Origin of the sequence: Janthinobacterium sp. GMG1, assembly GCF_034427795.1 — a bacterium.
In the GTDB taxonomy this organism is placed as follows: domain Bacteria; phylum Pseudomonadota; class Gammaproteobacteria; order Burkholderiales; family Burkholderiaceae_D; genus Janthinobacterium.
The window spans coordinates 390,789-414,061 of sequence record NZ_JAXQNT010000003.1 but is presented as its reverse complement, the minus strand read 5'-3'; the positions used below and the strand labels follow the sequence as shown (position 1 = coordinate 414,061).

Below are 23,273 nucleotides of genomic sequence, written 5' to 3'. Positions count from 1 at the left end.
TTCGCGGCCCGCAAGCTCAATGCCGCCAGGAGAATGCATGAACAGCTCGCCAATGCCGCCGCGGATACTGATCGTCGATGACGAGCTGGCGCATGTGCGCGCCCTTTGCGAGACCCTGCGCGGCCAGACCTACGACACGACGGGCCTCGCTTCGGGCGAGGCGGCGCTATCGCTGCTGGCCGTCGAATCGTTCGACCTGCTGCTGGTCGACCTGATGATGCCAGGCATGAACGGCATCGCCGTGGTGGAAGCGGCCCGCCGGATCGATCCTGACCTGGCGTGCATCATCATGACGGGCGAAGGCACGATCGCGTCGGCCGTGCAGGCCATGAAGGCGGGGGCACTTGATTATGTCGTCAAGCCGTTCAAGGTCTCGGGTATCCTGCTGATACTGGTGCGGGCGCTGGAAACGCGCCAATTGCGCATCGCCAATGCGCGCCTGGAACTGCTGCTGCGCCAGCACACGGCCGAACTGGACGCCATGAACAAGGATTTGCAGCTGGCCCGCGAGGTGGCCGAGCGGGCAAACCAGGAAAAGACCAATTTCCTGTCCAGCATGAGCCACGAGTTGCGCACGCCGCTCAACGCCATCCTCGGTTTTTCGCAGATGCTGACATCCGATTCCATCCCTTCGACGGCGCAGGAAAGGAAAACCTTTGCCTCGCACATCTTCGGCGCCGGCCGGCACCTGTTGACTTTGATCAACGATATCCTCGATATCGCCAGGATCGAGTCGGGCAATATGTCGCTGTCGATGGAACCCGTGGACCTGGCCGGCATCTACCACGAATGCTGGCAAATGATGGAGCCGCTGGCGCACAAGCGCGGCATCACCCTGACATTCGTCGAAGCGGACGGCGTGCATGTGCTGGCCGACCGCACGCGCCTCAAGCAGGTGCTGATCAACCTGCTGTCGAACGCCGTCAAGTACAACCGCGACCAGGGCGAGATCCACGTCGATTGCCAGCCCGTCGACGTGCGCCAGCTGCGCCTGTCCGTGCGCGACACGGGCGCCGGGCTGAGCGCCGCGCAGCTCGAGGCGCTGTTCCAGCCCTTCAACCGGCTGGGACGCGATGCGCGCGACGAGGAGGGCACGGGATTGGGGCTGGTGGTCAGCAAGCGCCTGGCCGAAGCCATGCAGGCCCGGCTCGGCGTGGCCAGCACGCCCGGACGTGGCAGCACCTTCTGGCTCGATATTGCCAGTTGCCCGGCGCGCCAGCCGTTGCAGGACAGTCCGCACCTGCCCGTCATGGCCCGGCCCGCCGAAACGCCACCATTGCCAGACCGCAAGACGCTGCTGTATGTGGAAGACAATCCCCTGAACGTGACCCTGGTGGCGGGCCTGATCCATTTTCGCCCCGACCTTGACCTGCTGTCGGCCGGCGACGGGCAAACGGGGCTGGACATGGCGCGCCGCCATCTGCCGCAGTTGATACTGATGGATTGCGACCTGCCCGACATCCGCGGCACGCAAGTCATGCAGCTGCTGCGCGCCGATCCGCGTACCGCGCATATCCCCGTCATCGCCCTGACGGCCGTGGCCGGACCCGGCGATATCCGCCAGGGGCTGGCGGCCGGGTTTTACCGCTATCTCACCAAGCCGATCGACGTGCAGGCGTTTTCCGAGGCCATCAACAGCGCGCTGGACTCGGCCACGGCGCAGTGCAGCGCATGAGCGGCCTGGCGCCGGCGCGGCGGGCGGTCTGGCTGGCGGCCGCACTGCTGCTGGCGGCGCTGGCCGCCCTCGCTCTCTGGCGGCTCGCTGCCCGTCCCGCGCCGCCGCCCGCTCCCGTGGAAGTGCTGCGCCTGGCCGTGAATGCGGAATACGTGGGCAGCTGCCCCGTGCTGGCCGCGCATGGGCACGGCTATTTCGCGCGCGAGGGTATCGACGCGCAGCTGCAGCCGTATTCGTCGGGCAAGGCGTCGCTGGAAGCCGTGCTGCAGGGCAAGGCCGACCTGGGCACGGTTTCCGATATTCCCGTGGTACTGGCCAGCCTCAAAAACCAGTCCGTCGTCATCCTCGCCAGCATCTTCGAGGCCGAGCGCGACCACGGCATCGTCGGGCGCCTGGACCGCGGCGTATCCACGCCCGCCAGCCTGAAGGGCAAGCGCATCGGCGTGACCCTGGGCACGTCCGGCCAATTCACGCTGGACGCCTTCTTGAACCGCCAGAAGCTGTTGCCCGCGGAAGTCACCTTGCACAACTACACGCCGGACCAGCTGGCCGGGGCGCTGGCGCGCGGCGAGGTCGATGCGGCGGCCGGCTGGGAGCCGTTCCTGACGGGCATGACGCAGGCCATCGCGGGCAAGGCGGCCATCTTCTATGGCGAGGATGTGTATGCCGGCCTGTTCAATGTGGCCGGCACGGGCGACTATGTGCGTGCCCACCCGGCGACGATGCGCAAGGTGCTGCGCGCGCTGATCGCCGGCGCGCGCTTTTGCCGGGACGAGCCCGATGCCGCGCGGGCCCTGTTTTCCAGCGCGTCGGCCAGCGAGGCGGCGCGCCTGCGGGCGGCCTGGCACCGCTATCAATTTGATATCGTGCTTGATCAGGGCTTGCTGCTGGCGCTGGAAGACGAGGCGCGCTGGGCCATCAAGAACCGGCTGGGCGAGCGCAGCGACATGCCGAACTTCCTCGACGCCGTCTACCTGGACGGCCTGGAAGCCGTGGCGCCATCGGCCGTGACGGTCATTCATTGAGAAGGCCACCGTGAAAATCGTCACGCGCTTCAAGCTGGCCCAACTGTTTTGCGTGGTGCTCGTGGCCATCATCGTCGCCGTGCTGTTTTCCACCACCCTGGCGATGCAGCGCGAACTGGCGAAGAACAAGGCGGCGGCCGATATCCTGCAAGCCGTCACGTCGCTGCGCTACCTGTCGATCGAATACGCGCTGCACCATGGCACGCGCACGCGGGCCCAGTGGCAGCTGCGCAGCGACTCGCTGTCTTCGGGCCTGCTGGCCACGCCCGCCTTCAACGGCGGCGAGGAGCGCGCGCTGCTGCGCGCATTGCAGGCCGACCTGGCCGGCGTGGGCGGCCTGTTCAACCTGTTTGTGGCGAATCACCGCGAGCTGGGACAGGACCCGCAGCGGCGCGAGGTACTGGGCGAACTGGAGTCGCGCCTGTCCGGCCAGATCATGGGCAAGGTGCAGGGCATGATCTCGGATGCGATGCGGCTGTCCGAATTGAGCCGGCAAGGCGTGCTCGATGCCCAGCAGCGGGCCAACGTGGCCGTGATGTTGTTTGGCGGGATGATCATCGCGCTGGTGGCCGGTCTGATCTACTTCACCATGACGAGCGTGACGGGACCGCTGGAAAAGCTGCGCCAGGGTACCCTGATCGTTGGCGCCGGCAAGCTCGATTTTGCGCTCGGCCTCAACACCAGAAATGAGATCGGCGACCTGGCGCGCGCCTTCGACGGCATGACGGACAAGCTGCGGCGCACCACGGTCTCGCGCGACGAGCTGGCGCACACGAATGCCGCCCTGGAAACGCAGATCGCCGAGCGCCAGCTGGCCGAGCGCAAGGTGCACGAGCAGCTCGAGCGCCTGAACCTGCTGCAGCAGATTACGCGCTCGATCGGCGAGCGGCAGGACTTGCGCAGCATTTTCCAGGTGGTGGTGCGCAGCCTGGAAGAGCAGCTGCCCATCGATTTCAGCTGTATCTGCCTGTACGAGCCGTCCCAGCACGCGCTGCAGGTGACGTGCGTGGGCGTGCGCAGCGAGGCGCTGGCGCTGTCGTTCATGATGAGCGAACACGCGCACATTCCCATCGACGAGAATGGCCTGTCGAGCTGCGTGCGCGGCAAGCTCGTGTATGAAGCCGACATCGCCGAGGTGGCGTTTCCGTTTCCGCAGCGGCTGGCGCAAGGAGGGCTGCGCGCTCTCGTCATGGCACCGCTGCTGGCCGAAAACACGGTCTTCGGCATCTTGATTGTGGCGCGCCGTAGCGCACACAGCTTTACCAGCGGCGAGTGCGAATTTCTCAGCCAGCTGAGCGAGCACGTGGCGCTGGCCGCCAACCAGGCGCAGCTCTACGGCGCACTGCAGCGCGCGTATGACGATTTACGCCAGACGCAGCAGTCGGTGATGCAGCAGGAACGCCTGCGCGCGTTGGGGCAGATGGCCAGCGGCATCGCGCACGATATCAATAACGCCATTTCCCCCGTGGCGCTGTACACGGAATCGCTGCTGGAAACGGAAACCAATCTCAGTCCGCAGGGCCGGCATTGCCTGGAAGTGATCGAGCGCGCCATCGACGATGTGGCCGCCACCGTGGCGCGCATGCGCGAATTCTACCGCCAGCGCGAACCGCAACTGGCGTTGTCGCCCATCAATGCCAACCTGGTGGTGCAGCAGGTGCTGGACCTGACGCGCGCGCGCTGGAGCGACATGCCGCAGCAGCGCGGCATCGTCATCGCCCTGCACACGGAGCTGGCGGACGAGCTGCCCATGCTGCCCGGCAGCGTGGGCGAACTGCGCGAAGCGCTGACGAACCTGGTTTTCAACGCCGTCGACGCCATGCCGGAAGGCGGCACCCTGACTGTGCGCACCAGCTGCATCGGCGTGCCCGGCCAGGTGGCGCGCCAGGTGCAGGTCGAAGTGGGCGACACGGGCATCGGCATGGACGAGAATACGCGCCGCCGCTGCCTGGAACCGTTTTTCACCACCAAAGGCGAGCGCGGCACGGGCCTGGGCCTGGCCATGGTGTATGGCATGATGGAGCGCCATGGCGCCAGCATCGACATCGTCACGGCGCCGGGGCAGGGCACGGCGGTGCGCCTGGTTTTTCCTGCCTGCGAGGCGGATGAGGAACATGAAGCCTCCGACACGGCCCACGCCGTGCCGCCGCGCCTGCGCATCCTCGTGGTGGACGACGATCCGATGGTGCTCAAGTCCCTGCGCGACATCCTGGAAATCGATGGCCACGAGGTGGTGTCCGCCGATGGTGGCCAGGCCGGCATCGACAGCTTCCTGGCCGCGCACGACAGGCACGCGCATTTTTCGGTAGTCATCACGGACCTGGGCATGCCTCACGTGGACGGGCGCAAGGTGGCCAGCGCCGTGCGCCAGTGCTCGCCGGCCACGCCCATCATCATGCTCACGGGCTGGGGCCAGCGCCTGGCGGCCGACAGCGACTATCCCGAACACGTCAACTGCGTGCTGGGCAAGCCGCCCCGGCTGAAGGAATTGCGACGCGCCTTGAACAAGGTTATTGCGACAGGGTAGAGCCTGGGAGGGAGCGGCAAGGCAGTCAGTGCCTTGCCGGGTTGCTTGCAGGGGCGGGCGTACTACGCTTTCGTACAAGTCGTTTCGGTAATGTCCAGGTTCGCGGCCTTGCCGCTGGCATCCGAGAAGACCGTGTCATACAGGAATTTTACTGCGTAATCTTTTACCACCAGGTTGCCGCTGGCATTCAGGCGGAATTCCCGGCCTCGTCCAATCGGCGCATCTTGCGTGCTATAGATGCCGGCATAGCCGATTTTGTCGGCAAGATGGATCACCGGATAGATGCGGTCGTTGATCAATTGGCTGGCAAAATTGCCGGCGCCGCCATAATGCGCGGTATCAGGGCCAGTGATGATGCCCTGGTTTAAGGATAGCGTTTGTGCCGATGCCCCCAGGTAAGGGTAGTAGGCGAGGCCCGATATCTGCAAGGTATCGCCGGCGCCGGCGGCAATTTGCCCCAGCGTTTGCGAGCCAGTTGCACACTTCCACTTGCCGTCCAATGTACCGCTGCTGATGGCCGCGATGACCGATGGCGCAGGTGCGGTATCGCCACCACCTCCACCGCCGCCACAGGCGGAGAGCATGGTTGCAAGAATAGTGATAATGATTTTTTTCATAGTAGGATCAGTGATGCACGGCAGGGCGTGCCGTGGCGCGCCGTGATTCTACGGATATTTCCATAAGGAAAACTCACGAATTGTCACGTGGCGCGCTGTCATTCTCTTGCCATGAAGAACGCCGGTACCGGTGCGCCTCGCCTGCGCTCCGGTACCAAGGTTCAGAACCGGTACGTCAAGGTCCCCCGTACGCTGCGCGGCATGCCATACGTGCCTTGTGCATAGGTATTGATGTTGATGTACTTCTTGTCGAGGATGTTTTCCACGTTCAGCTGGGCCGTCAGCTGGCGCGTCAGCTGGTACGTGGCCATCAGGCTCGCCGTGCTGTAGGCCTCCTGCGTCACTCTTTCCTTGCCGTTCGGCCCTTCGTCGTCAAAGTAGAACTTGCTTTGCCAGTTGACGCCGCCGCCCACGGTGAGGTCGGGTTGTACCTTCCAGGTGGCAAACAAGCGCGCCGTCGAGCGGGGCGAGAGGGTGTTGATATCCTGCTGCTCGCGGTCCCTGGCGCGGAAGTGGCTGGCGCTGGCCGTCACGTTCCAGCCCGGCGCCACGCTGCCCGACAATTCCCCCTCGATGCCGCGGCTGGTGGCGCCGCGCGCCGCATAATACGCTTGCGTGGTGGTGCCGGGCACGCGGTGGGCGCCGTCCGGCTGGGCCAGCTTGTCCTGCCTGATTTCAAAGATGCCGATGGCAGCGTTGGCCCGGCCTTCGGCCAGTTCTCCCTTCAAGCCCATTTCCATGCTTCGCCCTGTCAGCGGGTCCAGCCAGGCGCCCGTGCGGTCCTGGTTTTCCTGCGGGCGGAAGATGTCCGTGTAGCTGGCATATGCCGAATACGTGTCGTTCAGGTCCACCACCACGCCTGCGTAGGGCACGAACTTGCTCTTGGCGAAGGCAAAGCGGGCGCTGCCGTCAAAGCCGATGCGGTCCTTGTCCCAGCGCGTCAAACGCCCGCCGAGGATCAGCTTGGTGTGCTCGGCAAGGTTCAGCCGCGCCGCGCCGTAGGCGCCATATTGCTTGGTCGTGTATTTTTCCGACAGCACGAGTTCGCCCCAGGCCGGCTGCGGGTAGCTGCCGTCCCAGGCGAGGAAGTTGCCGATCGGTTCAGGGTCGAGCGCTTCCTTGACGCTGAACTCGGCGTGTTGCAGCGTGTAATTGGCGCCGACGATGACTTCATGCTGGCGTCCGCTCAGGGTGAACGGGCCAGACAGCTTCACGTCCGCGCTGCTCTGCTCGCGCGCGCCGATGTAGCGGTTCGGATAGCCGAGCATGCCGAGACCCGTGATGCGATCCGGCCGTTCGGCCAGGAACACCAGCGGCGTGTCTTCCGTGTGCTTGCTGTACATGGCCTGCGCCTGCGCCTTCCAGCCCTGGCCCAGCGCGTGTTCCACGGTGGCGTGCACGTTCGTCTGTTCCGTGGCCCAGGCGGCCCAGCGGGGCGCCGTCGTGACGGAACGGTCGAAATTGGTGCGCGTACCGTCGCTGTACCACAGGGGGAAGCCGCCCCAGTTGCTGCCTTTCGGATCGTTCTGCTGGTAGCTGGCGCCCAGCGTCGCCACCGTGCCGGGCGCCAGGTCCGCCTCGACGGTGGCGTAGGCGAGCTGGCGCTGGTTCGAATAGCCATTGGTAAACGACTTGCGGTCTTGCCAGGCGCCCGCCACCCGGCCGCGCACGGAGCCGTCCCCGTTCAGCGGCGTGGCCAGGTCGACGGTGCCCCGGTAATCGCTCCACGAGCCGGCCGCCAGCGACCACTGCCCTTCGAATTGCCTGGCGCTGGCCCGTTTGCGCACCAGGTTGATCGAGGCTGACGGGTAGCCGGCGCCCGTCAGCAATCCCGTGGCGCCGCGCGTCACTTCCACGCGGTCGTAAATGAGCGAATCCATTTCCGATTCGCCGCCCGAATACTGCACCTTATAGGTGGTGGGCACGCCGTCGTACTGGAAGTTGTCGACGTCGAAGCCGCGCGCGGAAAAGGTGCTGCGTTCCGTGTCGAACTGGTTGACGGCGATGCCGGGCGTGTTGCGCAGCACGTCGCGCACCGTCAGCAAGTCCTGGTCGTCCATGCGCTGGCGCGTGATGACGCTGACCGATTGCGGTGTTTCGCGCAAGGCCAGCACCAGGCCCGTGGCGCTGGCCGTGGCCGGCGTCGTGTACGAGCCCGTGCCTTCCGTGCTCGTGCTGCGCTCGGCCGTGGCGCGCACGGCGATGCCGGGCAGGGTGGCCGCGTCGGCCGCCGATGGCAGCCTGCGCACGGCGTAGTGGCCGCCGCCCTGGTCGACAGCGTATAGGCCGCTGCCGTCCAGCAGGCGGGCGAAACCGTCGGCCACCTGGTAACTGCCATGCAAGCCCCGGCTGTGCAAGCCCGCATACAGGCTGGCGGCGCCGGAAATGCTGACCCCGGCGTCGGCCGCAAACGCGGACAGGACGGCGCCGAGGGGGCCGGCGGCCACCTGATAGTGGCGCGCGGGCGCCTGCAGCGGTTGCTGCTGGGCGGATGCGGGCGCGCTCAAGGCCAGGCTGCCCAGCAGGGCCAGGGTGATGCTGGTGTGGCGGTAGTGCTTCATTGCTTGTTTCCCTTCGTTCATGTGTTGGTCTTGCCTGGATTGACGGGGCACATGCGCGAAAGGGACATTTTTTTAAAGAATATTTATGCGGGTTCGACGGAAATCCACCAACGGCTGTGGCGCCGCACGCGGATGGGCAGCGACGCTTGCAGCAGGGCCAGCAGGGCGTCCGTGTCGCGCAGCTGGTACACGCCCGACACCCTCAGCCGCGCCACGGCGGGATCGCAGCGCACGACGCCGTGGCGGTAGCGGGCCAGTTGCGCCAGCACGTCGGCCAGCGGCGTGTCGTCCGCATACAGCAAGCCCCTGGTCCAGGCGTCCGCATGGGGCGCCAGCGGCTGCGGCGCGCTGGCGGCCGCCTCGTCGAAACTGGCTTGCCAGCCGGCCTGCACGATGACGGGCCTGCCTTCAGTAGGTCGCACTTCCACGGCGCCCTGCGAGACGGCCACGTGGGTGCGCGCGCCCGGCAAGCTGTCTTCCTGGCGCACCGTGAAGCGCGTGCCGAGGGCGCGGATGCTGCCGTTGCTGGTGCGCACGATGAAGGGACGCCGCAGGGGATCGGGGCTGGTCGCCACGTGCATCTCTCCGCCGCGCAGCTGGACCAGGCGCAGCGCGGCGCCGAAGACGATGTCGGCGGCGCTGGCCGTGTTCAGGCTCAGGCCGCTGCCGTCGGCCAGGGGGAAATGGCGGATTTCACCCGTGGCCGTGCGCAGGTCGGCTGTCCATGCCTGCCATGGCGTCACGCGCAGCATGGCCCAGCCAGCCGGCCCGGCGACGATCAGCACGGTCAGAGTCTTCAGGATGGCGCGGCGCGGCGCGGCGGCCGGGCGGTCGAGCACAGGCATGGCCAGCGGCGGAGGCAGCATGCCGAAGGTACGGCACACCTGCTCGGCTCGCTGCCACGCCGCTTCATGGTCGGGGTGGGCGGCGCGCCAGCGGGCCAACCCCTGTTGCGCGGCAGCGTCCAGTTCGCCGCCTTGCAGGCGCATCATCCAGTGCGCCGCTTCGCGCGCGGCGCGCGCATCGATAGTGGTGCTCATGCCAGCAGCAGGATGCATTGTTCGAACGCCTGCACCATGTAGCGCTTGACGGTGCGCTCGCTGACGTTCAGGCGCGCGGCGATGTCCGCATACGCCAAGCCTTCCAGCTGCGACAGCAGGAAGGCCGTGCGCACTTTCGCGCCCAGGCCGTCGAGCATCGCATCGATCTGGTGCAGGGTTTCCAGGATCAGCAAGCGGTCCTCCACCGACGGCACGGTGGGCGCGGGCAGTTGCGCCAGCGTGGCCAGCCAGGCCTGCTCCAGCGACTGGCGGCGGTAGTGGTCGATCAGCAGGCGGCGCGCCACGGTGGTCAGGTAGGCGCGCGGCTCGCGCAGGGTGACGGCACGTTCGCCGGGCGTGGCCAGCAGCTTGACGAAGGTATCCTGCGCCAGGTCGGCCGCGTGATCGGTACAGGACAATTTGCCGCGCAGCCAGCGCAGCAGCCATTGATGGTGCTGGCCATACAGCAGTGCGACAGGATCGGCGGCGGGGGATACGGCAGACGTCACGATACACTCCAGGTTGGCGCTGAAGTTCCCCCAGGCGGCTGGCAAGTGCAGGCTCTTCTTGAATGCGAATGGTTCTCATTTTACATTGACGTGCCTGAATGTCAATGCGGCAGCTCCGTTGGCAGGGAAATCATGCTCTTTCCGCTATACTGGCCCCCCGATATTGCCGCCCTTAGCCGAAAATCACCATGGACCTGAGTACCCACGCCGCCGTCGTCAATTGCGAAGCGTATCGCGATGGCAAGAAGATTGCCCATTTCGACATCGACAAGGTGGGCGACTTTCTCGGCGACCCCGATTGTTTCGTCTGGATCGGCATGGCCAGCCCCGACGTCACGGCTATGCAGGCGCTGCAATCGGCCTTTGGCTTGCACGAACTGGCCGTCGAGGATGCGCAGGGCGCGCACGAGCGGCCCAAGCTGGAAGAGTACGGCGACACCCTGTTCATGGTGGTGCACACGGCCACGCTGGACGGCGAGGCCATCGTCTACGGCGAAACCCACGTCTTTCTCGGCCCCCGCTTCATCATCACGGTGCGCCACGGCCCCTCGGCCGGCTATGCGAAGTTGCGCGAACGCAAGGAAAGCGTGCCCGAGAAACTGGCCAGCGGCCCTGGCTACGTGCTGTATTCCATCATCGATTTCATCGTCGACCAGTACCAACCCTGCATCGACCATTTGCAGGCGAAGTTTCAGCACTATGAACTGCAGCTGTTCAAGCCCAGTTTGAGTGAGGACAAGTTGCAGGATTTTTACCAGCTCAAGACGGAACTGCTCAAGCTTGATGCGGCCGTCAACCCGCTGCACGACATCTGCACCCAGCTGATCCGCTTCCATGGCGATATCGTGCCCAAGGAAAACCGCATCTATTACCGCGACATTCTCGACCACGTCAAACGGGTCACGCACACGGCGGGGCAGATGCGCGAACTGGTCAATTCGGCCATGCAGGTGGCGCTGGGGCAGATTTCGATCCGCCAGAACGAAGTCGTCAAGCGCCTAGCCGCCTGGGCCGCCATCCTGGCCGTGCCCACCATGGTCTTCAGCCTGTACGGCATGAACTTCGAGTTCATGCCGGAACTGAAGTGGCGCGGCAGCTATCCGGCCGTGATCGTTGTCATCATCGCCGGTTGCTACTGGCTGCACCGGCGCCTGAAGCGCGAAGGGTGGTTGTAGTCGGCAGGCTTACCCGCCCGCCACCGCGCCCGCCGCCTCCAGTATCAGCGCCGCCACTTCCACGGGACGCGAGGCCAGCGAGGCGTGACTGGCGTTCAGGGTGATGACTTTTCTTGCGCCGAGGCGCGCCGCCATGCGCTCCTGGTTGACGGGGGAAATCATGCGGTCGGCAGTGGAAATCTGGTACCAGCTGGGTTTATGCTTCCAGGCCGGGTCGCTGACGGTGTCGCCGAAGGTGCTGGCCAGCGGCGCTTTCTGCACCACGCCCAGCACGGCGCCTTCTTCCGCGTCGAGGTCCTGGCAAAAGCTGTCATGGTATTGCTCGGGCTTGACCCACAGGTAGCCATCGCTGTCGCCTTCCAGGCTGGCCGCGCCCAGGGGCGGGTGTTCCTGCGTGATGCTGCCCGGGCTTTCGCCCGCGTCGGGGGCGAAGGCGGCGATGTACACGAGGCCGACCACATTCGGTGCATTGCCGGCCACGCTGATGACGGCGCCCCCATAGGAGTGTCCCACCAGCAATACCGGACCATGCACCTGGGCCACCATCTTGCGCGTGCGCTCGGCGTCGTCGGCCAATGACGTCAACGGCAGTTCGACGGCGCGGATGGCTGTGTGGCCCTGGCGCCGCAATTCGACAATGACGCGGCTCCAGTGGGCGGCGCCGCCCCAGAAACCGTGGACGAGGATGATCGTGGCTTGCTGGCTCATGCGGGTACTCCTTGATGTAAGGGAAACGGCGAAGAGCGCGCCGGGATCGAGTGCTCACGGCGCGGCGGGCAACTGCATGCCTATTGTAGACCTTCCCGGCGCATGGCCTCGATGGCGTCGACCACCGTGTTCTCGTACTCGATGAAGAAATCGCTGTGGAAGCCGTCGCGTAGCACCAGGTGGCGGCTGCCGGGCAGGGCGGCGGCCAGGCGCTCGCCGTCGGCCAGGCGCAGCGGGCGGATAAAGTCCAGCAGCGCTTGCGCGGCGGCCCGGGTGGCGGGATCTGCTTGCAGCAGCCAGGGAAACAGGTTGCGCAAGGTGCCCGGATCGACGGTGATGACGAGCGCCGGCGCGCGCACGCGGCGGTAGTCGGGCGAAAAATTGTGCGCGGCCATGTCCATGGCCGTGGCGATGGCGGGCGGGGTATTCGGTTGCACGGCACCGCCGGGCAGCACTTCCAGGGCGTCGCGCCAGTTCGCTTCCAGCGCGGGCCACCAGTGCTTGTTGATCCGCCTGGCATAGGCGATCGAGGCCTCCACCGATGCCAGGTCGGCCGGGCCGGGCGGCGGTTCGTCGAAGGGCGTGGGTTCCGGTGCCTCATAGCCGCCGCTGGCCAGGTAATCGAAGGTCGTGTCCAGATAGACGAGTCCCCGCACGCGCCGCGGGTGGCTGCCGGCGAACAGGGTCAGCTCGTTGCCGGCGATGGAATGGCCGGCCAGGATGATGCGTTGAACCTTCAGTGCGTCCAGCACGGCCAGCAGGTCGGCCACCAGGGTGGCGGGGGCATACGTCATATCGTTGGCGTCGTTTGCGGGCAGCGGCTTGCCTGATGCGCCATAGCCGCGCCGCGTGATGGCCAGCACGCGGTGGCGGCGCGCCAGCGCGGGGGCCAGGCTGTCGAAGGCGTGCGCATTGGCGCCCAGGCCGGCCAGCAGCACGATCACGTCATCGCTGTCGCCGCCTGCCGATGGCCAGTCGCGCACATGCAGGCTGACGCCAGGGGCGACGCCGATCTGCCGGTCGATTACCTTTGCGGCGTGCGGCACGCTGCCGCCGCCGCAGGCGGCCAGGGCCGCCATCGCGCCCATGCCGGACAGCAGGCGCCGGCGGGCGTGGAAATGGGGGATGGCATCGGTGATGCTGTTCATGCGGTACTCCTTGCTGTGACGGGGACATGGCCAGTGTCGCCGCCGCGCATGAAGTACAGATGAGGGGCAGATGAGGGGTGGGTGAAGGACCCGCCTGCGCGCTAATGCGACACCAGCACCGGCAACGTCATCTCCTGCAGCACCGTGCGCGTGACGCCGCCCAGCAGCGCTTCGCGCAGGCGCATGTGGCCGTAGCAGCCCATCACGACCAGGTCGCATTGGCGCTGCGCGGCCATGGCCAGCAGGGCCGCGCCCACGTCCTGGCCCGGCGGCGTGTCGTGCTGCAGCACCTCGACGTTGACGCCGTGGCGCGCCAGGTACAGGGCCAGGTCGGCGCCCGGCTGCTCGCCATGCGCGGCCGGTTGGGCGTGCGAATTGACGACGGCCAGGGTCACTTGCCGCGCCCCTTGCAGCAGCGGCAGCGCATCGGTGATGGCGCGCAGCGCTTCGGCGCTGCCGTTCCAGGCCAGCAGCGGGTGCTGCGCGGTATCCGATAGCGTGGCCGCTGGCGCGTGCGGCACCATCAGCACGGGCCGGCCGCAGTGGAGCATCAGGTATTCGGCCGTGCCGGCGATGACGCGCGAGGGCGTATCCTGCGCATCCGTCTGGCCCAGGATCAGCAAGTCGCAATAGCGCGCCTGCAGCAGCAGCGCGCCTTGCGCGTCGTCGTCGACGAAGCGCGTCTCGTAACTGTCCAGGCCTTCCTCGCGGGCGATGCGCTCGAAGTCGTGCAAGGCCTCGCTGGCCTGGGTGCGCAGCGCCTGCATCTGCGCCGGCGCGAACTGCAGCGCGTTGACGCCGCCGCCATACGCGTAGCGCGAGATGCCGCTCATGGCCGACCCGATCAGGTGAGCGCCGTCGGTGACGGCCAGGCGCACGGCCAGGCGGATGCGCTGGGCGCAGTGGCGGGAATTGTCGACGTGGACCAGCAGGGTGGTGTAGGGCATGGCGTTTTCCTCGGTTGTCGGTTATCAGGTTTGCAGCACGTAGCTGCCCGGCGCGTCGCCCAGGTCGGGGCCCATGGCCGGCGGCGCCACTTGCGCGCCCGCTTGCTGCGCCAGCCAGGCTTGCCAGGCGGGCCACCACGAACCGTCGTGGTGCGGCACGTCGCGCTGCCAGCTGTCCGCGTCGATGTAGGGCGCGTCGTGGCGGTGCGTGGCCAGCTGGTAGCTGCGGCGCGGCTGGCCCGGCGGCGAAACGACGCCCGCATTGTGGCCGCCCGAGGTGAGCAAGAAGGTAACGTCCGTGTCGGTCAGCAGCTGCAGTTTATACACGGAGCGCCACGGCGCCACGTGATCCGTCAGGGTGCCGACGGCGAAGATGGGAGCAGCGATGTCGGGCAGGGCGATGTGGCGGCCCGCCGTGCGGTAGCGGCCTTCGGCCAGGTCGTTGTGCAGGAACAGACGGCGCAGGTATTCCGAGTGCATGCGGCAGGGCATGCGCGTGGCGTCGCCGTTCCAGGCCATCAGGTCGCTGTCCTGTTCATCGCGTCCCAGCAGATAGTGGTTCAACCGGCGCGACCAGATCAAGTCGTTCGAGCGCAGCAGCTGGAAGGCGCCCGCCATCTGCTTCGTATCGAGGTAGCCCTGCTTCCACATGGCCGCTTCCAGGAAGCTGACCTGGCTGTCGTCGATGAACAGCGACAGTTCGCCCGGCTCCTTGAAGTCCACCTGCGAGGCCAGCATGGTGAGGCTGGCCAGGCGCGCATCGCCGTCGCGCGCCATCGTCGCGGCGGAGATCGCCAGCAGGGTGCCACCCAGGCAGTAGCCCACCGCGTGCACTTGCGGCGCGCCCGTGAGGCGGGCAACGGCGTCGAGCGCGTCCATCACGCCCAGCTGGCGGTAGTCTTCCAGCGACAGCTCGCGGTCTTCCTCCTGCGGATTTTTCCAGGAAATCATGAACACCGTGTGGCCTTGCCCCACCAGGTAGCGCACCAGCGAATTGTGCGGCGACAGGTCGAGAATATAGAACTTCATGATCCAGGCGGGCACGAACAGGAGCGGCGTGGCATGCACCTTGGCCGTCGCGGGCGCGTACTGTATCAATTCGATCAAGTCATTGCGGTAGACCACCTTGCCCGGCGTGACGGCCACGTTCCCGCCCACCTTGAACGCTGCTTCGCCGGCCGCGTCAGCGCCCATGGCGGCGCGCTGCCAGTCGTCGGCCGCGTGAACCATGCCGCGCGCCAGGCTGGCGCCGCCGCTCTCGAAGGTCGCTTGCTGCACCACGGGATTGGTCAGCAGGAAGTTCGACGGCGCCAGCATGTCTAGCCACTGGCGCACGGTGAAGGTGACGACATCCTCATGGTGCGGCGAGACGCCGCGCACGCCCGTGGTGGCGCGGTGCCACCATTGCTGCTGCAGCAAAAAGCCCTGGTAGACGAGGTTGTAGGGCCAGCGCTGCCAGGCAGGATCGTCGAAACGCCGGTCCTGCGGCAGCGGCGCGATGCACGGCTCGGTGGCACCGCCAGTCAGGGCTGATTGCAATGCATATTGCTGCCAGCGGCCGATCTTCTTCCACGCTTCCTGCTGCAGGGTTTGCTGCTTCGATGGCGCCAGCGCCAGGTGGCTGAGCCAGTCGGCATACGCGTTGCCCAGCGCGGCTGGCGAAATACCGCCCGTGAACTTGCCCAGCCAGGCGTTCAGCAGCAGGTCGAGGGTGGCGCCTTCCGGTGCGCTTTCCGGATAACCGGGCGCCGGCACGCCTTGCCAGGCGCTACCCAGGCGCTCATGTTCCACGTTGTGCTGCGCGTCGCTCGGCTGCGTCTTGCTCATCCGGTGCTCCTGTCATTTTTTTACAGGGTAGCAAGAGCTTGTTCAAAAAATTATGATCTACATCAAGTTTGGCCGGATGCGTGCCCATGTGGCTTGCCGCCTGATGGCAAGTGCGAATAAAATGATTTAATCGAATATTGTGATTCCATTGTTTTGTGTGATTAAATAAGAAAAAGCAATTTATTCATGAATTTATTTATTGTATTTGGTAAATTTATGTAGCAAAATGCAGTGAAGCAAGACCGGTCACTATGGATGGAGGAGATGGACATGCATACGAAAATGTCGGCAAGCGGCAGCGAAGAGGCGGCCAGAGGCTATTTACGCGAGGCAGCCGGGGGCGTGCGTCGTTCGTCCGGGCGGCGCCTGAAGGCGCTCGGCTACCTGGCCCTGTTGTTGGCCGTGGTGCCGGCCGCAGCCTGCATCGCCACGGGACGCGCCGGCGTGCCGGTGCTGTTTACCACCATGTGCGGCGTGGTGTCGTGCGCGGCCGACGGCCATGTGTTCTAGCGCGCTTCCTGCGCTTCCTCGCAGATCCAGGTCATGAATGCCTGCACGGCGGGGCGCGTGGCCGCGTCGGGCCGCGCTACCAGGTAGTAGGCAAAGCGCGCGGGCCAGGGCAAGTCCAGCACTTGCACCAGGCGCCCGGCGGCGATCTCCTCCTGCGCGTACAGCTGCGGCACCAGAGCCAGGCCCTGGCCCGCTTCGGCCGCGCGTATCAACAGAAAATCATCTTCGAAGGCCGAGCCGCGCAGCGCCCGCGCCGCATCCTCGCTGTCGTCCGGCGCGCCATGCGCGGCCAGCCACAGGGACCAGTCGGCGCGGTCCGTATCGTGCAGCAGCGGGTAGCGCAGGCAATCGCCCGGCGTGGCGATGGGCGGCTGGCCCGCCATCAGGGCGGGGCTGGCGACGGGCACCAGCACGGGCGCCATCAATCGCGTCACCTGCAAGCCCGGATAGTCGCCCAGGCCGTGCCGCAAGGCCACGTCGACCCGGTCGCGGCGCAGGTCGACCAGCGCCGACGTCGCTTCCACGCGCACCTCGATCTGCGGATGGCGCTGGTTGAAGTGGCCCAGCCTCGGCACCAGCCATGCGGCGGCAAAGGTGGCGACCGTGCTGACGGTCAGCGTCTGGCGGGCGCCCATGTCTTCCAGCGCCTGGCTGGCGCCGGCAATCTGCGCGAAGGCGCCCAGCAGGGCGGGGTGGACCCTGGCGCCCGCCTCGGTCAGGCGCAAGCCCTGGCGTTCGCGCGTAAACAGGGGCATGCCGACCCGATCTTCGAGCAGGCGGATTTGCTGGCTGACGGCGCCCGACGTCACGTGCAGCGCCTCGGCGGCCGCCTTGATGCTGCCGCGCTGGCCCACTTCGACAAAGGCGCGCAGCGCCTGGAGCGGTAAAGGATGTTTCATCGATATAGTTTTTCTATAGTTAAGCGCGAAAAATCATCGTTTCTGTTTCGCTCTTGGAGAACGCATTATAGGGGCATACGGCGTTCTTTTGACGTCGAGTAAAACTATATCGATAGGATATCCATGCTACTTTCACATCGGCAAATTTGCCTGATCCTGCTATGCACCACGCAATTCGTTGCCTTGCTCGATTTTTCCATCACCATGATCCCCTTGCCGCAAATTCAGCACAGCCTGGGCTTTACGCCCGGCGGCCTGCAGTGGGTGATCAATGCGTATGGCGTGGCCATCGCCGGCTTCCTGCTGCTGGGCGGGCGCGCGGCCGACCTGTTTGGCCGCCGCCGCGTCTTCGTCACGGGGTTGCTGCTGTTTACGGCCGCTTCCCTGGCGGGCGGCTTTTCGCATAGCCCGGCCATGTTGGTGGCCACGCGCGCGCTGCAGGGCTTTGGCGCCGCCATGTTTTCGCCGGCTGCGTTCTCGCTGCTGCTGGCCGTGTTTCCCGAACCGGCCCGGCGCAACCGGGCGCTCGGTGCCTGGACGGCCGTGGCGGCCAGCGGCTTTGTCGCGGGCCTGATCCTGGGCGGCTTCATCACGGACCTGCTGGGCTGGCGCTGGGTGCTGTGGATCAATGTGCCCGTCGGCTTGCTGGTGCTGGCCCTGTCGCCGGCCTTGCCACTGGGGCGACCCGATGCGGATACCGCTGCGGCTGCCGGCACGCTCGACGTTTGGGGCGCGCTGCTGGTGGCGTCGGGCGCGGCGACGCTGGTGTTTGCCTTTGCCAATAGCGAGCATGTGGGACTGGCGCATCCGTTCACCTTTGCCCTGATCGCGCTGGCGCTGGCCTTGTTGGCCCTGTTCGTGTGGGTGGAGGGACGCGTGGCAGCGCCGCTGATGCCGCTGGCCGTCTTCCGGCGCCGCTCCACGGGCGGCGCGAATATCGTCTCCCTGCTGGCCAATACGGCCCTGGGCCCCACCTTTGTCGTCGTGGCGCTGGCCATGCAGGAAGTGCTGGCGTTTTCCGCCACGCGCACGGGACTGGGACTGTTGCCGATGGCCGTCGCCTTTACCCTGGCCAGCGCGTGGGCCGGGCCGGCACTGATCGCCCGCTGCGGCACCAAGCCCGTCATCGTCGGCGGCATGCTGCTGTTCATCGGCGGCCTGGCCATGCTGGGCGCGTCGCTGGCCACGCTGGCGTCGTGGGCCGTCTCCATCCTGCCTGGCACCGTACTGGCCGGCATCGGCTATGGCCTGGCGTTTCCCGCCTGGACCGTGGCCGGCATCGATGGCGTGCCGGAAGCGGACCATGGCCTGGCCGGCGGCATGCTGACGACCACGCAGGAAGTCGGCTCGGCCGTTGGCCTGGCCGTGGGCGTGGCGGTCAGCATCGCCGTGCTTGCCGGCGGCGGCACGGCCGCGCAAGGCTACAGCAGCGCCATCCTCGTTTCCGCCTGTCTGGTGGCGGCGGGCCTGGCGTGCGCCATCGCCATCCTGCCCGGCAAGGCTGCGCGCCAGGAGGCGGCGCCATGATGGAACTCTACACTGACAGCTCGCCCAACGGTTTCAAAGCCACCATCGCGCTGGCCGAACTGGGCTTGCCCTATCAGTTGCGCCAAGTGCGCATCGACGAGGGCGAACACCGCTTGCCCGCTTTCCTGGCCCTCAATCCGCACGGGCGCATTCCGGTGCTGGTCGACCACGACACGGGCATCACCGTGTTTGAATCGGCCGCCATCCTGCTGTACCTGGCCGAGAAGACGGGGCGGCTGCTGCCGAAGGCTCCCGCGCAGCGCTGGGCCGCCATCACCTGGCTGCAATTCCACGCGGCCAGCATGGGGCCGATGCTGGGCCAGCGCGTGCATTTCGAGATCGCAGGCAGAGGCGCGAATGCGGCCGCCACGGCGCACTTTCGCCAGCTGTGCGACGCCGCGCTGGCCACCATGGATGGGCGCCTGGCGAACTACGCCTACCTGGCCGGCGACGCTTATTCCATCGCCGACATCGCCAGCTTTGGCTGGCTGCATATCGCCGACCTGGTCGGCTTCAAGCTCGATGAATGGCCCCTCGTGGGCGCCTGGTACGCCCGCGTGGCGGCACGTCCGGCCGTCCAGCTGGGCATCACGCTGCCCGCGCCCGCCACGGGCGCCTGAGCAACTTCAAGGAACAATATGACGATCGATACCAGTGGCGCGTCCTCGCACGCGTTTTCCCACCATGCCGGCTACCGCCGCATGTTCGCGCCCGGCGCGCTCACCCTCGGCATTTATCTGCCCCTGCGCTTTTACCAGGGCGACATGCAGGCGCTGGTCGGCCAGGCCGAGCTGGTCGCCGCCATGGACAGGCAAGGCTTTGCCGCCGCCTGGGTGCGCGACATTCCCCTGTTCGACCCGCGCTTCGGCGACGCGGGCCAGCTGTTCGACCCGTGGACCTACCTGGCGTATCTGGCGGCGCGCACGGACTCGCTGGCTCTGGCCACGGGCAGCGCCATCTTTACCCTGCGCCACCCCATCGACCTGGCCAAGGCGGCCGCCAGCATCGACCAATTGTCGGGCGGGCGCCTGGTGCTGGGCACGGCGTCGGGCGACCGCGCCAGCGAGTTTCCCGCGTATGGCGTGCCGTACGCCACGCGCGGCGAGCGTTATGCGCAGGCCGTGCATATGTTTCGCCAGTTACTGCGCGCCGGCCCCGCCAGTGTCAAAGGCCCGCTGGGCAGCATCGAGGGCCTCGAACTGCTGCCCAAGCCCGTGGCGGGCAGCATTCCCCTGGTCGTCACCAGCTCGTCGGGCCAGGCGCTGGAGTGGATAGGGCGCCACGCGGACGGCTGGCTGACGTATCCGGAAGCGACGGATACGCGGGACGGGCCGCGCCGCCTGGCGGAAAAGATCCGCGCCTGGCGCCAGTGCATACCGGATGGCGGCTTTCGCCCGCATATGTGCAATGAGTGGCTGGATCTGGTGGACGACCCCGATTACCCGCGCACGCCTGTGCGCAGCGGCTATGTGCTGCGCACGGGGCGCAAGGGCTTGATCGACTTGCTCGGTGAATGGCGCGAAGCAGGCGTCAACCATGCGGCGCTGGGCATCCAGCATGGCCAGCGCCCGGCTGCGGAGGTGCTGCAGGAATTGGCCGAGGAAGTGCTGCCGCATTTTCCTTCGCATGCGGTGCCGCCCGGGGATATTCTTCGCTGGTAGTGGCGTTAAAACGCCTGGCTGACTGAATAAATCAGCAAGCCGGCCAGGCCGCCCACGATGGTGCCGTTGATGCGGATGAATTGCAGGTCGCGCCCGATGGCCAGTTCGATGCGTTCGCTCATTTCATCCTTGCTCCACAGATCCAGGCGGGCGGCGATGAAGGCGCCCACTTCGCCCCGGTAGCGGCGCACCAGCGAGCCGCTGCCGGCGACGATGGCGGCGTTCAGCCATGCCCGCGCGGCTTTGTCCGCCTCCAGCACTTTGCCCGTATTGCGCGCCAGGCTGGCGATGGCTTGCGCCAGCCTGGGCTGGTCGGCGTGCAGGCCGGTCAGCAGGCGCGTGCTGAGGTGGTTCCAGACGTCGCCCAGCATGGCTTGCACCGTGTCGCTGGCGATCAGCTGCAGCTGGTAGCGGCGCACCGTTGCTTGCCACTGCGGGTCGGCCTTCAGGTGCAGCGCGCTGTCGGCGATCCAGCCGGCGATGCGCTGACGCAGCGGGTGGTCTGGATCGAGGCGCACGGCGAGGGCGAATTTTTGCAGCGAGGCGATCATGCGCGGTTCATATGCTTTCACGGCCTTTTTCACCAGCGCGTTCTCGATCTGGAAGGCGCCCAGCACGAAATCGCCGATGGCGGCATGGTGCGCCTCGTCGTCCAGGTAGGCGGCGCTGCGGTCGAGCATGAAGTCCAGCAGTTCCTGCGGCTTGCCGTCGGCGATCAGCGCATCGATGCAGTCGGCCGCCACGTCCGACAGATTCAGCTGGCCCAGGTAGCTGCTGGCCTGTACACGCAGCAGGCGTCCCAGTTTGTCGTGGTCGGCCATCGCCAGCAGCTGTCTGGCAACACTGGCGCTGGCCATGCCCAGCTGCCGCGCGTGGGCCTCGTCACTGAGCCAGGCGCCCAGGCGCGCGGCGGGATCGGCTTGCGCGATGCGCTCGGCGATGCCTTGCTCGGTAATGAAATGGTTTTCCACGAAGGCGCCCAGGCTGCGGCCGATGTCCGCCTTGCTGTTCGGGATGATGGCCGTATGCCACAGGGGGATGCCCAAAGGGTGGCGGAACAGGGCCACGACGGCGAACCAGTCGGCGATCGCCCCCACCATGGACGCTTCGGCGAATGCCTCCACATAGCCCCAGGCGGGGTGGCCGCCCCGTTGCGAGCGGGCCACGGCGAAGACCAGTGCGGCCAGCAGCAGCAAGCCGGCCGCCAGCCACTGCATGTTGCGCAGGCGCGAGCGTTTGAGCTGGTCCGTGCTCTGGTCCAGTTGTGCGATGAGGTCGGGGGAACGTTGCATGGATGGCGGCCTGCGGTGGTTGCGAGACCGCCATCTTAACTGCGGCAGCGACAGGATATGTCGCTGCAGGGGATTTTTTACTGCGGCGGGTGCAGCAGCGAACGGCGGCGCGCGTAGCCGAAGTAGATGACCAGGCCGATCACCAGCCAGATGGTAAAGGCCACCCAGGTGACCCAGCTGAGGAAGGTCATCAGGCCCACGCACAGGATCACGGCCAGCGCCGGCACGTACGGCACGCCGGGGCAGCGGAAGGCGCGCGGCAGGTCCGGGCGCTTCTTGCGCAGCACCACCACGGCAATCGACACCATGGTGAAGGCGGCCAGGGTGCCGATGTTGATCAGTTCAGCGAGGATGTTGAGCGGGATCACGGCGGCGATCAGGCCGAAGACGATGCCGACCAGCCAGGTGGCGAAGAATGGCGTGTGGAAGCGCGGGTGCACGGTCGACAGGCGCTTGGGCAGCAAGCCGTCGCGCGACATGGCGAAGATGATGCGCGTCTGGCCGAAGGCCATCACGAGGATCACGGTGGTCATGCCGAGGATGGCGCCCAGGTCGACGAAGCCGGCGATCCAGTTTTCGCCCGCATATTGCAGGGCCAGCGAGACGGGATGGTCGACGCCGAGGAATTTCTGGTACGGCACGATGCCCGTCATGATGGCCGAGACGACCACGTACAGCACGGCGCACACGGCCAAGGATCCTATGATGCCGATCGGCAGGTCGCGCGACGGCTTCTTGACTTCCTCGGCGGCGGAGGTGACGGCGTCAAAGCCGATGAAGGCGAAGAAGACGAGGGCGGCGGCGCTCAGCATGCCGTGGTAGCCGAACGGCATGTAAGGCTGCCAGTTGGCTGGCTGCACGTGGCGCGCGCCGAAGATGATGAACAGCAGCACCACGCCCACCTTGATGGCAACCATGATGTTGTTCAGGCGCGCCGATTCGCGCACGCCCCAGCCCAGCATGGCCGTCAGGGCCAGCATGATGACCAGGGCCGGCAGGTTGATGAAGGTGGTCACGCCGGGCAGGGCACCCGGTGCGGCAGTCAGGGCCACGGGCAGGGCGATGCCAAAGCCCGACAGCAGCGACTGGAAATAGCCGGACCAGCCGACGGAGACGGCGGCAGCGGCCAGGCCGTATTCGAGCAGCAAGTCCCAGCCTATCATCCAGGCGGCCAGCTCGCCCAGGGTGGCATAGCTGTACGTGTAGATGGAGCCTGCCACCGGCACGGTGGAAGCGAATTCCGCGTAGCACAGGGCGGCGAAGCAGCAGGCGACGGCCGCCACGACAAATGACAGCGACAGGGCGGGGCCGGCCGTCAGCGCGCCCGTGCCGGTGAGCACGAAAATGCCCGTGCCGACGATGGCGCCAATGCCCATGAGGACAAGGTCGAAGGGCCCCAGCACCTTGGCCAGTCCTCCTGGCTTCTTGCTGTGGGCAATCATGTCATCCAAATTCTTGGTTCTAAATAAGCTCACTGTGTCTCCTGGTGGTTTTTGTCATGGCGCCATTGCCGCCTCGTGAGTAGCACGACGCAGCCAGATTCTAGCCCACACGCCCGTGATTCCAGAAGGAAAACCGTACGGTGCCATGCGCGTCAGCCCTGACAACTTGTCCAGCAGGCAAAA

Annotated in this window: 19 protein-coding genes; 8 read left to right on the top strand and 11 right to left on the bottom strand. The window is 66.5% G+C overall.

Annotation, left to right across the window (positions count from 1 at the left end; genetic code table 11):
- Window positions 1-37: 37 nt before the first annotated feature.
- From SJI03_RS10615 to SJI03_RS10605, 3 genes are read left to right on the top strand one after another with little or no spacing between them, the layout of a single operon-like run.
- Complete coding sequence (locus tag SJI03_RS10615) at window positions 38-1,675, top strand: response regulator (RefSeq protein WP_322427147.1); 1,638 nt, start codon at window positions 38-40, stop codon at window positions 1,673-1,675.
- Window positions 1,672-2,700, top strand: coding sequence for an NrtA/SsuA/CpmA family ABC transporter substrate-binding protein (locus SJI03_RS10610; protein ID WP_322427146.1), 1,029 nt, complete (start codon window positions 1,672-1,674; stop codon window positions 2,698-2,700). Before SJI03_RS10615 ends, SJI03_RS10610 begins: the two co-directional genes overlap by 4 nt.
- Before the next feature lie 10 nt (window positions 2,701-2,710).
- Window positions 2,711-5,227 (top strand): ATP-binding protein, encoded by a 2,517-nt coding sequence (locus SJI03_RS10605; protein WP_322427145.1) that lies wholly within the window; start codon window positions 2,711-2,713, stop codon window positions 5,225-5,227.
- A 62-nt stretch (window positions 5,228-5,289) separates the two neighbouring features.
- On the opposite strand, the gene SJI03_RS10600 is transcribed toward SJI03_RS10605, so the two are convergent.
- From SJI03_RS10600 to SJI03_RS10585, 4 genes are all read right to left on the bottom strand, one after another.
- On the bottom strand, window positions 5,290-5,844 hold the full coding sequence (locus tag SJI03_RS10600; protein ID WP_322427144.1) for a hypothetical protein: 555 nt from the start codon (window positions 5,842-5,844) through the stop codon (window positions 5,290-5,292).
- A 161-nt stretch (window positions 5,845-6,005) separates the two neighbouring features.
- Entirely contained in the window at window positions 6,006-8,426 is a 2,421-nt protein-coding gene (locus tag SJI03_RS10595; RefSeq protein ID WP_322427143.1) for a TonB-dependent siderophore receptor, read from the bottom strand.
- A 62-nt stretch (window positions 8,427-8,488) separates the two neighbouring features.
- On the bottom strand, window positions 8,489-9,445 hold the full coding sequence (locus SJI03_RS10590) for a FecR domain-containing protein (protein WP_322427142.1): 957 nt from the start codon (window positions 9,443-9,445) through the stop codon (window positions 8,489-8,491).
- Entirely contained in the window at window positions 9,442-9,954 is a 513-nt protein-coding gene (locus tag SJI03_RS10585; protein WP_322427141.1) for a sigma-70 family RNA polymerase sigma factor, read from the bottom strand. The genes SJI03_RS10590 and SJI03_RS10585 overlap by 4 nt, the downstream gene beginning before the upstream one ends.
- Window positions 9,955-10,142: 188 nt before the next feature.
- Here SJI03_RS10585 and SJI03_RS10580 point away from each other — a divergent pair, with 188 nt between their 5' ends.
- Complete coding sequence (locus SJI03_RS10580) at window positions 10,143-11,129, top strand: magnesium and cobalt transport protein CorA (RefSeq protein ID WP_099377023.1); 987 nt, start codon at window positions 10,143-10,145, stop codon at window positions 11,127-11,129.
- 9 nt (window positions 11,130-11,138) lie between these two features.
- On the opposite strand, the gene SJI03_RS10575 is transcribed toward SJI03_RS10580, so the two are convergent.
- The 4 genes from SJI03_RS10575 to SJI03_RS10560 all read right to left on the bottom strand — a co-directional run bounded on the left by SJI03_RS10575 (window position 11,139) and on the right by SJI03_RS10560 (window position 15,759).
- The gene (locus SJI03_RS10575) at window positions 11,139-11,837 is read right to left on the bottom strand and encodes an alpha/beta hydrolase (protein WP_322427140.1); all 699 of its coding nucleotides are present in this window, start codon (window positions 11,835-11,837) and stop codon (window positions 11,139-11,141) included.
- A gap of 80 nt (window positions 11,838-11,917) precedes the next feature.
- Complete coding sequence (locus tag SJI03_RS10570) at window positions 11,918-12,985, bottom strand: alpha/beta fold hydrolase (RefSeq protein ID WP_322427139.1); 1,068 nt, start codon at window positions 12,983-12,985, stop codon at window positions 11,918-11,920.
- 101 nt (window positions 12,986-13,086) lie between these two features.
- A complete protein-coding gene (locus SJI03_RS10565; RefSeq protein WP_322427138.1) occupies window positions 13,087-13,932 on the bottom strand; it encodes a universal stress protein in 846 nt (281 codons plus the stop codon).
- A 24-nt stretch (window positions 13,933-13,956) separates the two neighbouring features.
- The gene (locus SJI03_RS10560) at window positions 13,957-15,759 is read right to left on the bottom strand and encodes a PHA/PHB synthase family protein (RefSeq protein WP_322427137.1); all 1,803 of its coding nucleotides are present in this window, start codon (window positions 15,757-15,759) and stop codon (window positions 13,957-13,959) included.
- Between the two features lie 270 nt (window positions 15,760-16,029).
- On the opposite strand from SJI03_RS10560, the gene SJI03_RS10555 reads away from it, so the two are divergent.
- Entirely contained in the window at window positions 16,030-16,269 is a 240-nt protein-coding gene (locus SJI03_RS10555) for a hypothetical protein (protein ID WP_158301119.1), read from the top strand.
- On the opposite strand, the gene gcvA is transcribed toward SJI03_RS10555, so the two are convergent.
- Window positions 16,266-17,168 carry a transcriptional regulator GcvA gene (gene gcvA, locus SJI03_RS10550; RefSeq protein WP_099377016.1) on the bottom strand — a complete coding sequence of 301 codons (903 nt, stop codon included), beginning with the start codon at window positions 17,166-17,168 and terminating at the stop codon, window positions 16,266-16,268. The genes SJI03_RS10555 and gcvA overlap by 4 nt on opposite strands.
- Before the next feature lie 123 nt (window positions 17,169-17,291).
- Here gcvA and SJI03_RS10545 point away from each other — a divergent pair, with 123 nt between their 5' ends.
- From SJI03_RS10545 to SJI03_RS10535, 3 genes are read left to right on the top strand one after another with little or no spacing between them, the layout of a single operon-like run.
- Window positions 17,292-18,695, top strand: coding sequence for an MFS transporter (locus SJI03_RS10545; RefSeq protein WP_099377015.1), 1,404 nt, complete (start codon window positions 17,292-17,294; stop codon window positions 18,693-18,695).
- Window positions 18,692-19,315, top strand: coding sequence for a glutathione S-transferase family protein (locus SJI03_RS10540; RefSeq protein ID WP_099377014.1), 624 nt, complete (start codon window positions 18,692-18,694; stop codon window positions 19,313-19,315). Before SJI03_RS10545 ends, SJI03_RS10540 begins: the two co-directional genes overlap by 4 nt.
- Before the next feature lie 18 nt (window positions 19,316-19,333).
- The gene (locus tag SJI03_RS10535; protein WP_322427136.1) at window positions 19,334-20,356 is read left to right on the top strand and encodes an LLM class oxidoreductase; all 1,023 of its coding nucleotides are present in this window, start codon (window positions 19,334-19,336) and stop codon (window positions 20,354-20,356) included.
- 5 nt (window positions 20,357-20,361) lie between these two features.
- Here SJI03_RS10535 and SJI03_RS10530 read toward each other — a convergent pair whose 3' ends face one another.
- Window positions 20,362-21,648, bottom strand: coding sequence for a DUF445 domain-containing protein (locus SJI03_RS10530; RefSeq protein WP_322427135.1), 1,287 nt, complete (start codon window positions 21,646-21,648; stop codon window positions 20,362-20,364).
- A 77-nt stretch (window positions 21,649-21,725) separates the two neighbouring features.
- Window positions 21,726-23,123: an amino acid permease gene (locus SJI03_RS10525; RefSeq protein WP_322427134.1), complete on the bottom strand. Its 1,398-nt coding sequence runs from the start codon at window positions 23,121-23,123 to the stop codon at window positions 21,726-21,728.
- Between the last annotated feature and the right edge of the window lie 150 nt (window positions 23,124-23,273).

Bases quoted from the DNA above. Each gene is read 5' to 3' on its own strand.
- SJI03_RS10555 (WP_158301119.1), top strand. From the start codon at position 16,030: ATGCATACGAAAATGTCGGCAAGCGGCAGCGAAGAGGCGGCCAGAGGC.
- SJI03_RS10570 (WP_322427139.1), bottom strand. From the start codon at position 12,985: ATGAACAGCATCACCGATGCCATCCCCCATTTCCACGCCCGCCGGCGC.
- SJI03_RS10595 (WP_322427143.1), bottom strand. From the start codon at position 8,426: ATGAACGAAGGGAAACAAGCAATGAAGCACTACCGCCACACCAGCATC.
- gcvA (WP_099377016.1), bottom strand. From the start codon at position 17,168: ATGAAACATCCTTTACCGCTCCAGGCGCTGCGCGCCTTTGTCGAAGTG.
- SJI03_RS10530 (WP_322427135.1), bottom strand. From the start codon at position 21,648: ATGCAACGTTCCCCCGACCTCATCGCACAACTGGACCAGAGCACGGAC.
- SJI03_RS10565 (WP_322427138.1), bottom strand. From the start codon at position 13,932: ATGCCCTACACCACCCTGCTGGTCCACGTCGACAATTCCCGCCACTGC.
- SJI03_RS10590 (WP_322427142.1), bottom strand. From the start codon at position 9,445: ATGAGCACCACTATCGATGCGCGCGCCGCGCGCGAAGCGGCGCACTGG.
- SJI03_RS10615 (WP_322427147.1), top strand. From the start codon at position 38: ATGAACAGCTCGCCAATGCCGCCGCGGATACTGATCGTCGATGACGAG.
- SJI03_RS10575 (WP_322427140.1), bottom strand. From the start codon at position 11,837: ATGAGCCAGCAAGCCACGATCATCCTCGTCCACGGTTTCTGGGGCGGC.
- SJI03_RS10560 (WP_322427137.1), bottom strand. From the start codon at position 15,759: ATGAGCAAGACGCAGCCGAGCGACGCGCAGCACAACGTGGAACATGAG.
- SJI03_RS10540 (WP_099377014.1), top strand. From the start codon at position 18,692: ATGATGGAACTCTACACTGACAGCTCGCCCAACGGTTTCAAAGCCACC.
- SJI03_RS10545 (WP_099377015.1), top strand. From the start codon at position 17,292: ATGCTACTTTCACATCGGCAAATTTGCCTGATCCTGCTATGCACCACG.
- SJI03_RS10580 (WP_099377023.1), top strand. From the start codon at position 10,143: ATGGACCTGAGTACCCACGCCGCCGTCGTCAATTGCGAAGCGTATCGC.
- SJI03_RS10600 (WP_322427144.1), bottom strand. From the start codon at position 5,844: ATGAAAAAAATCATTATCACTATTCTTGCAACCATGCTCTCCGCCTGT.
- SJI03_RS10610 (WP_322427146.1), top strand. From the start codon at position 1,672: ATGAGCGGCCTGGCGCCGGCGCGGCGGGCGGTCTGGCTGGCGGCCGCA.
- SJI03_RS10535 (WP_322427136.1), top strand. From the start codon at position 19,334: ATGACGATCGATACCAGTGGCGCGTCCTCGCACGCGTTTTCCCACCAT.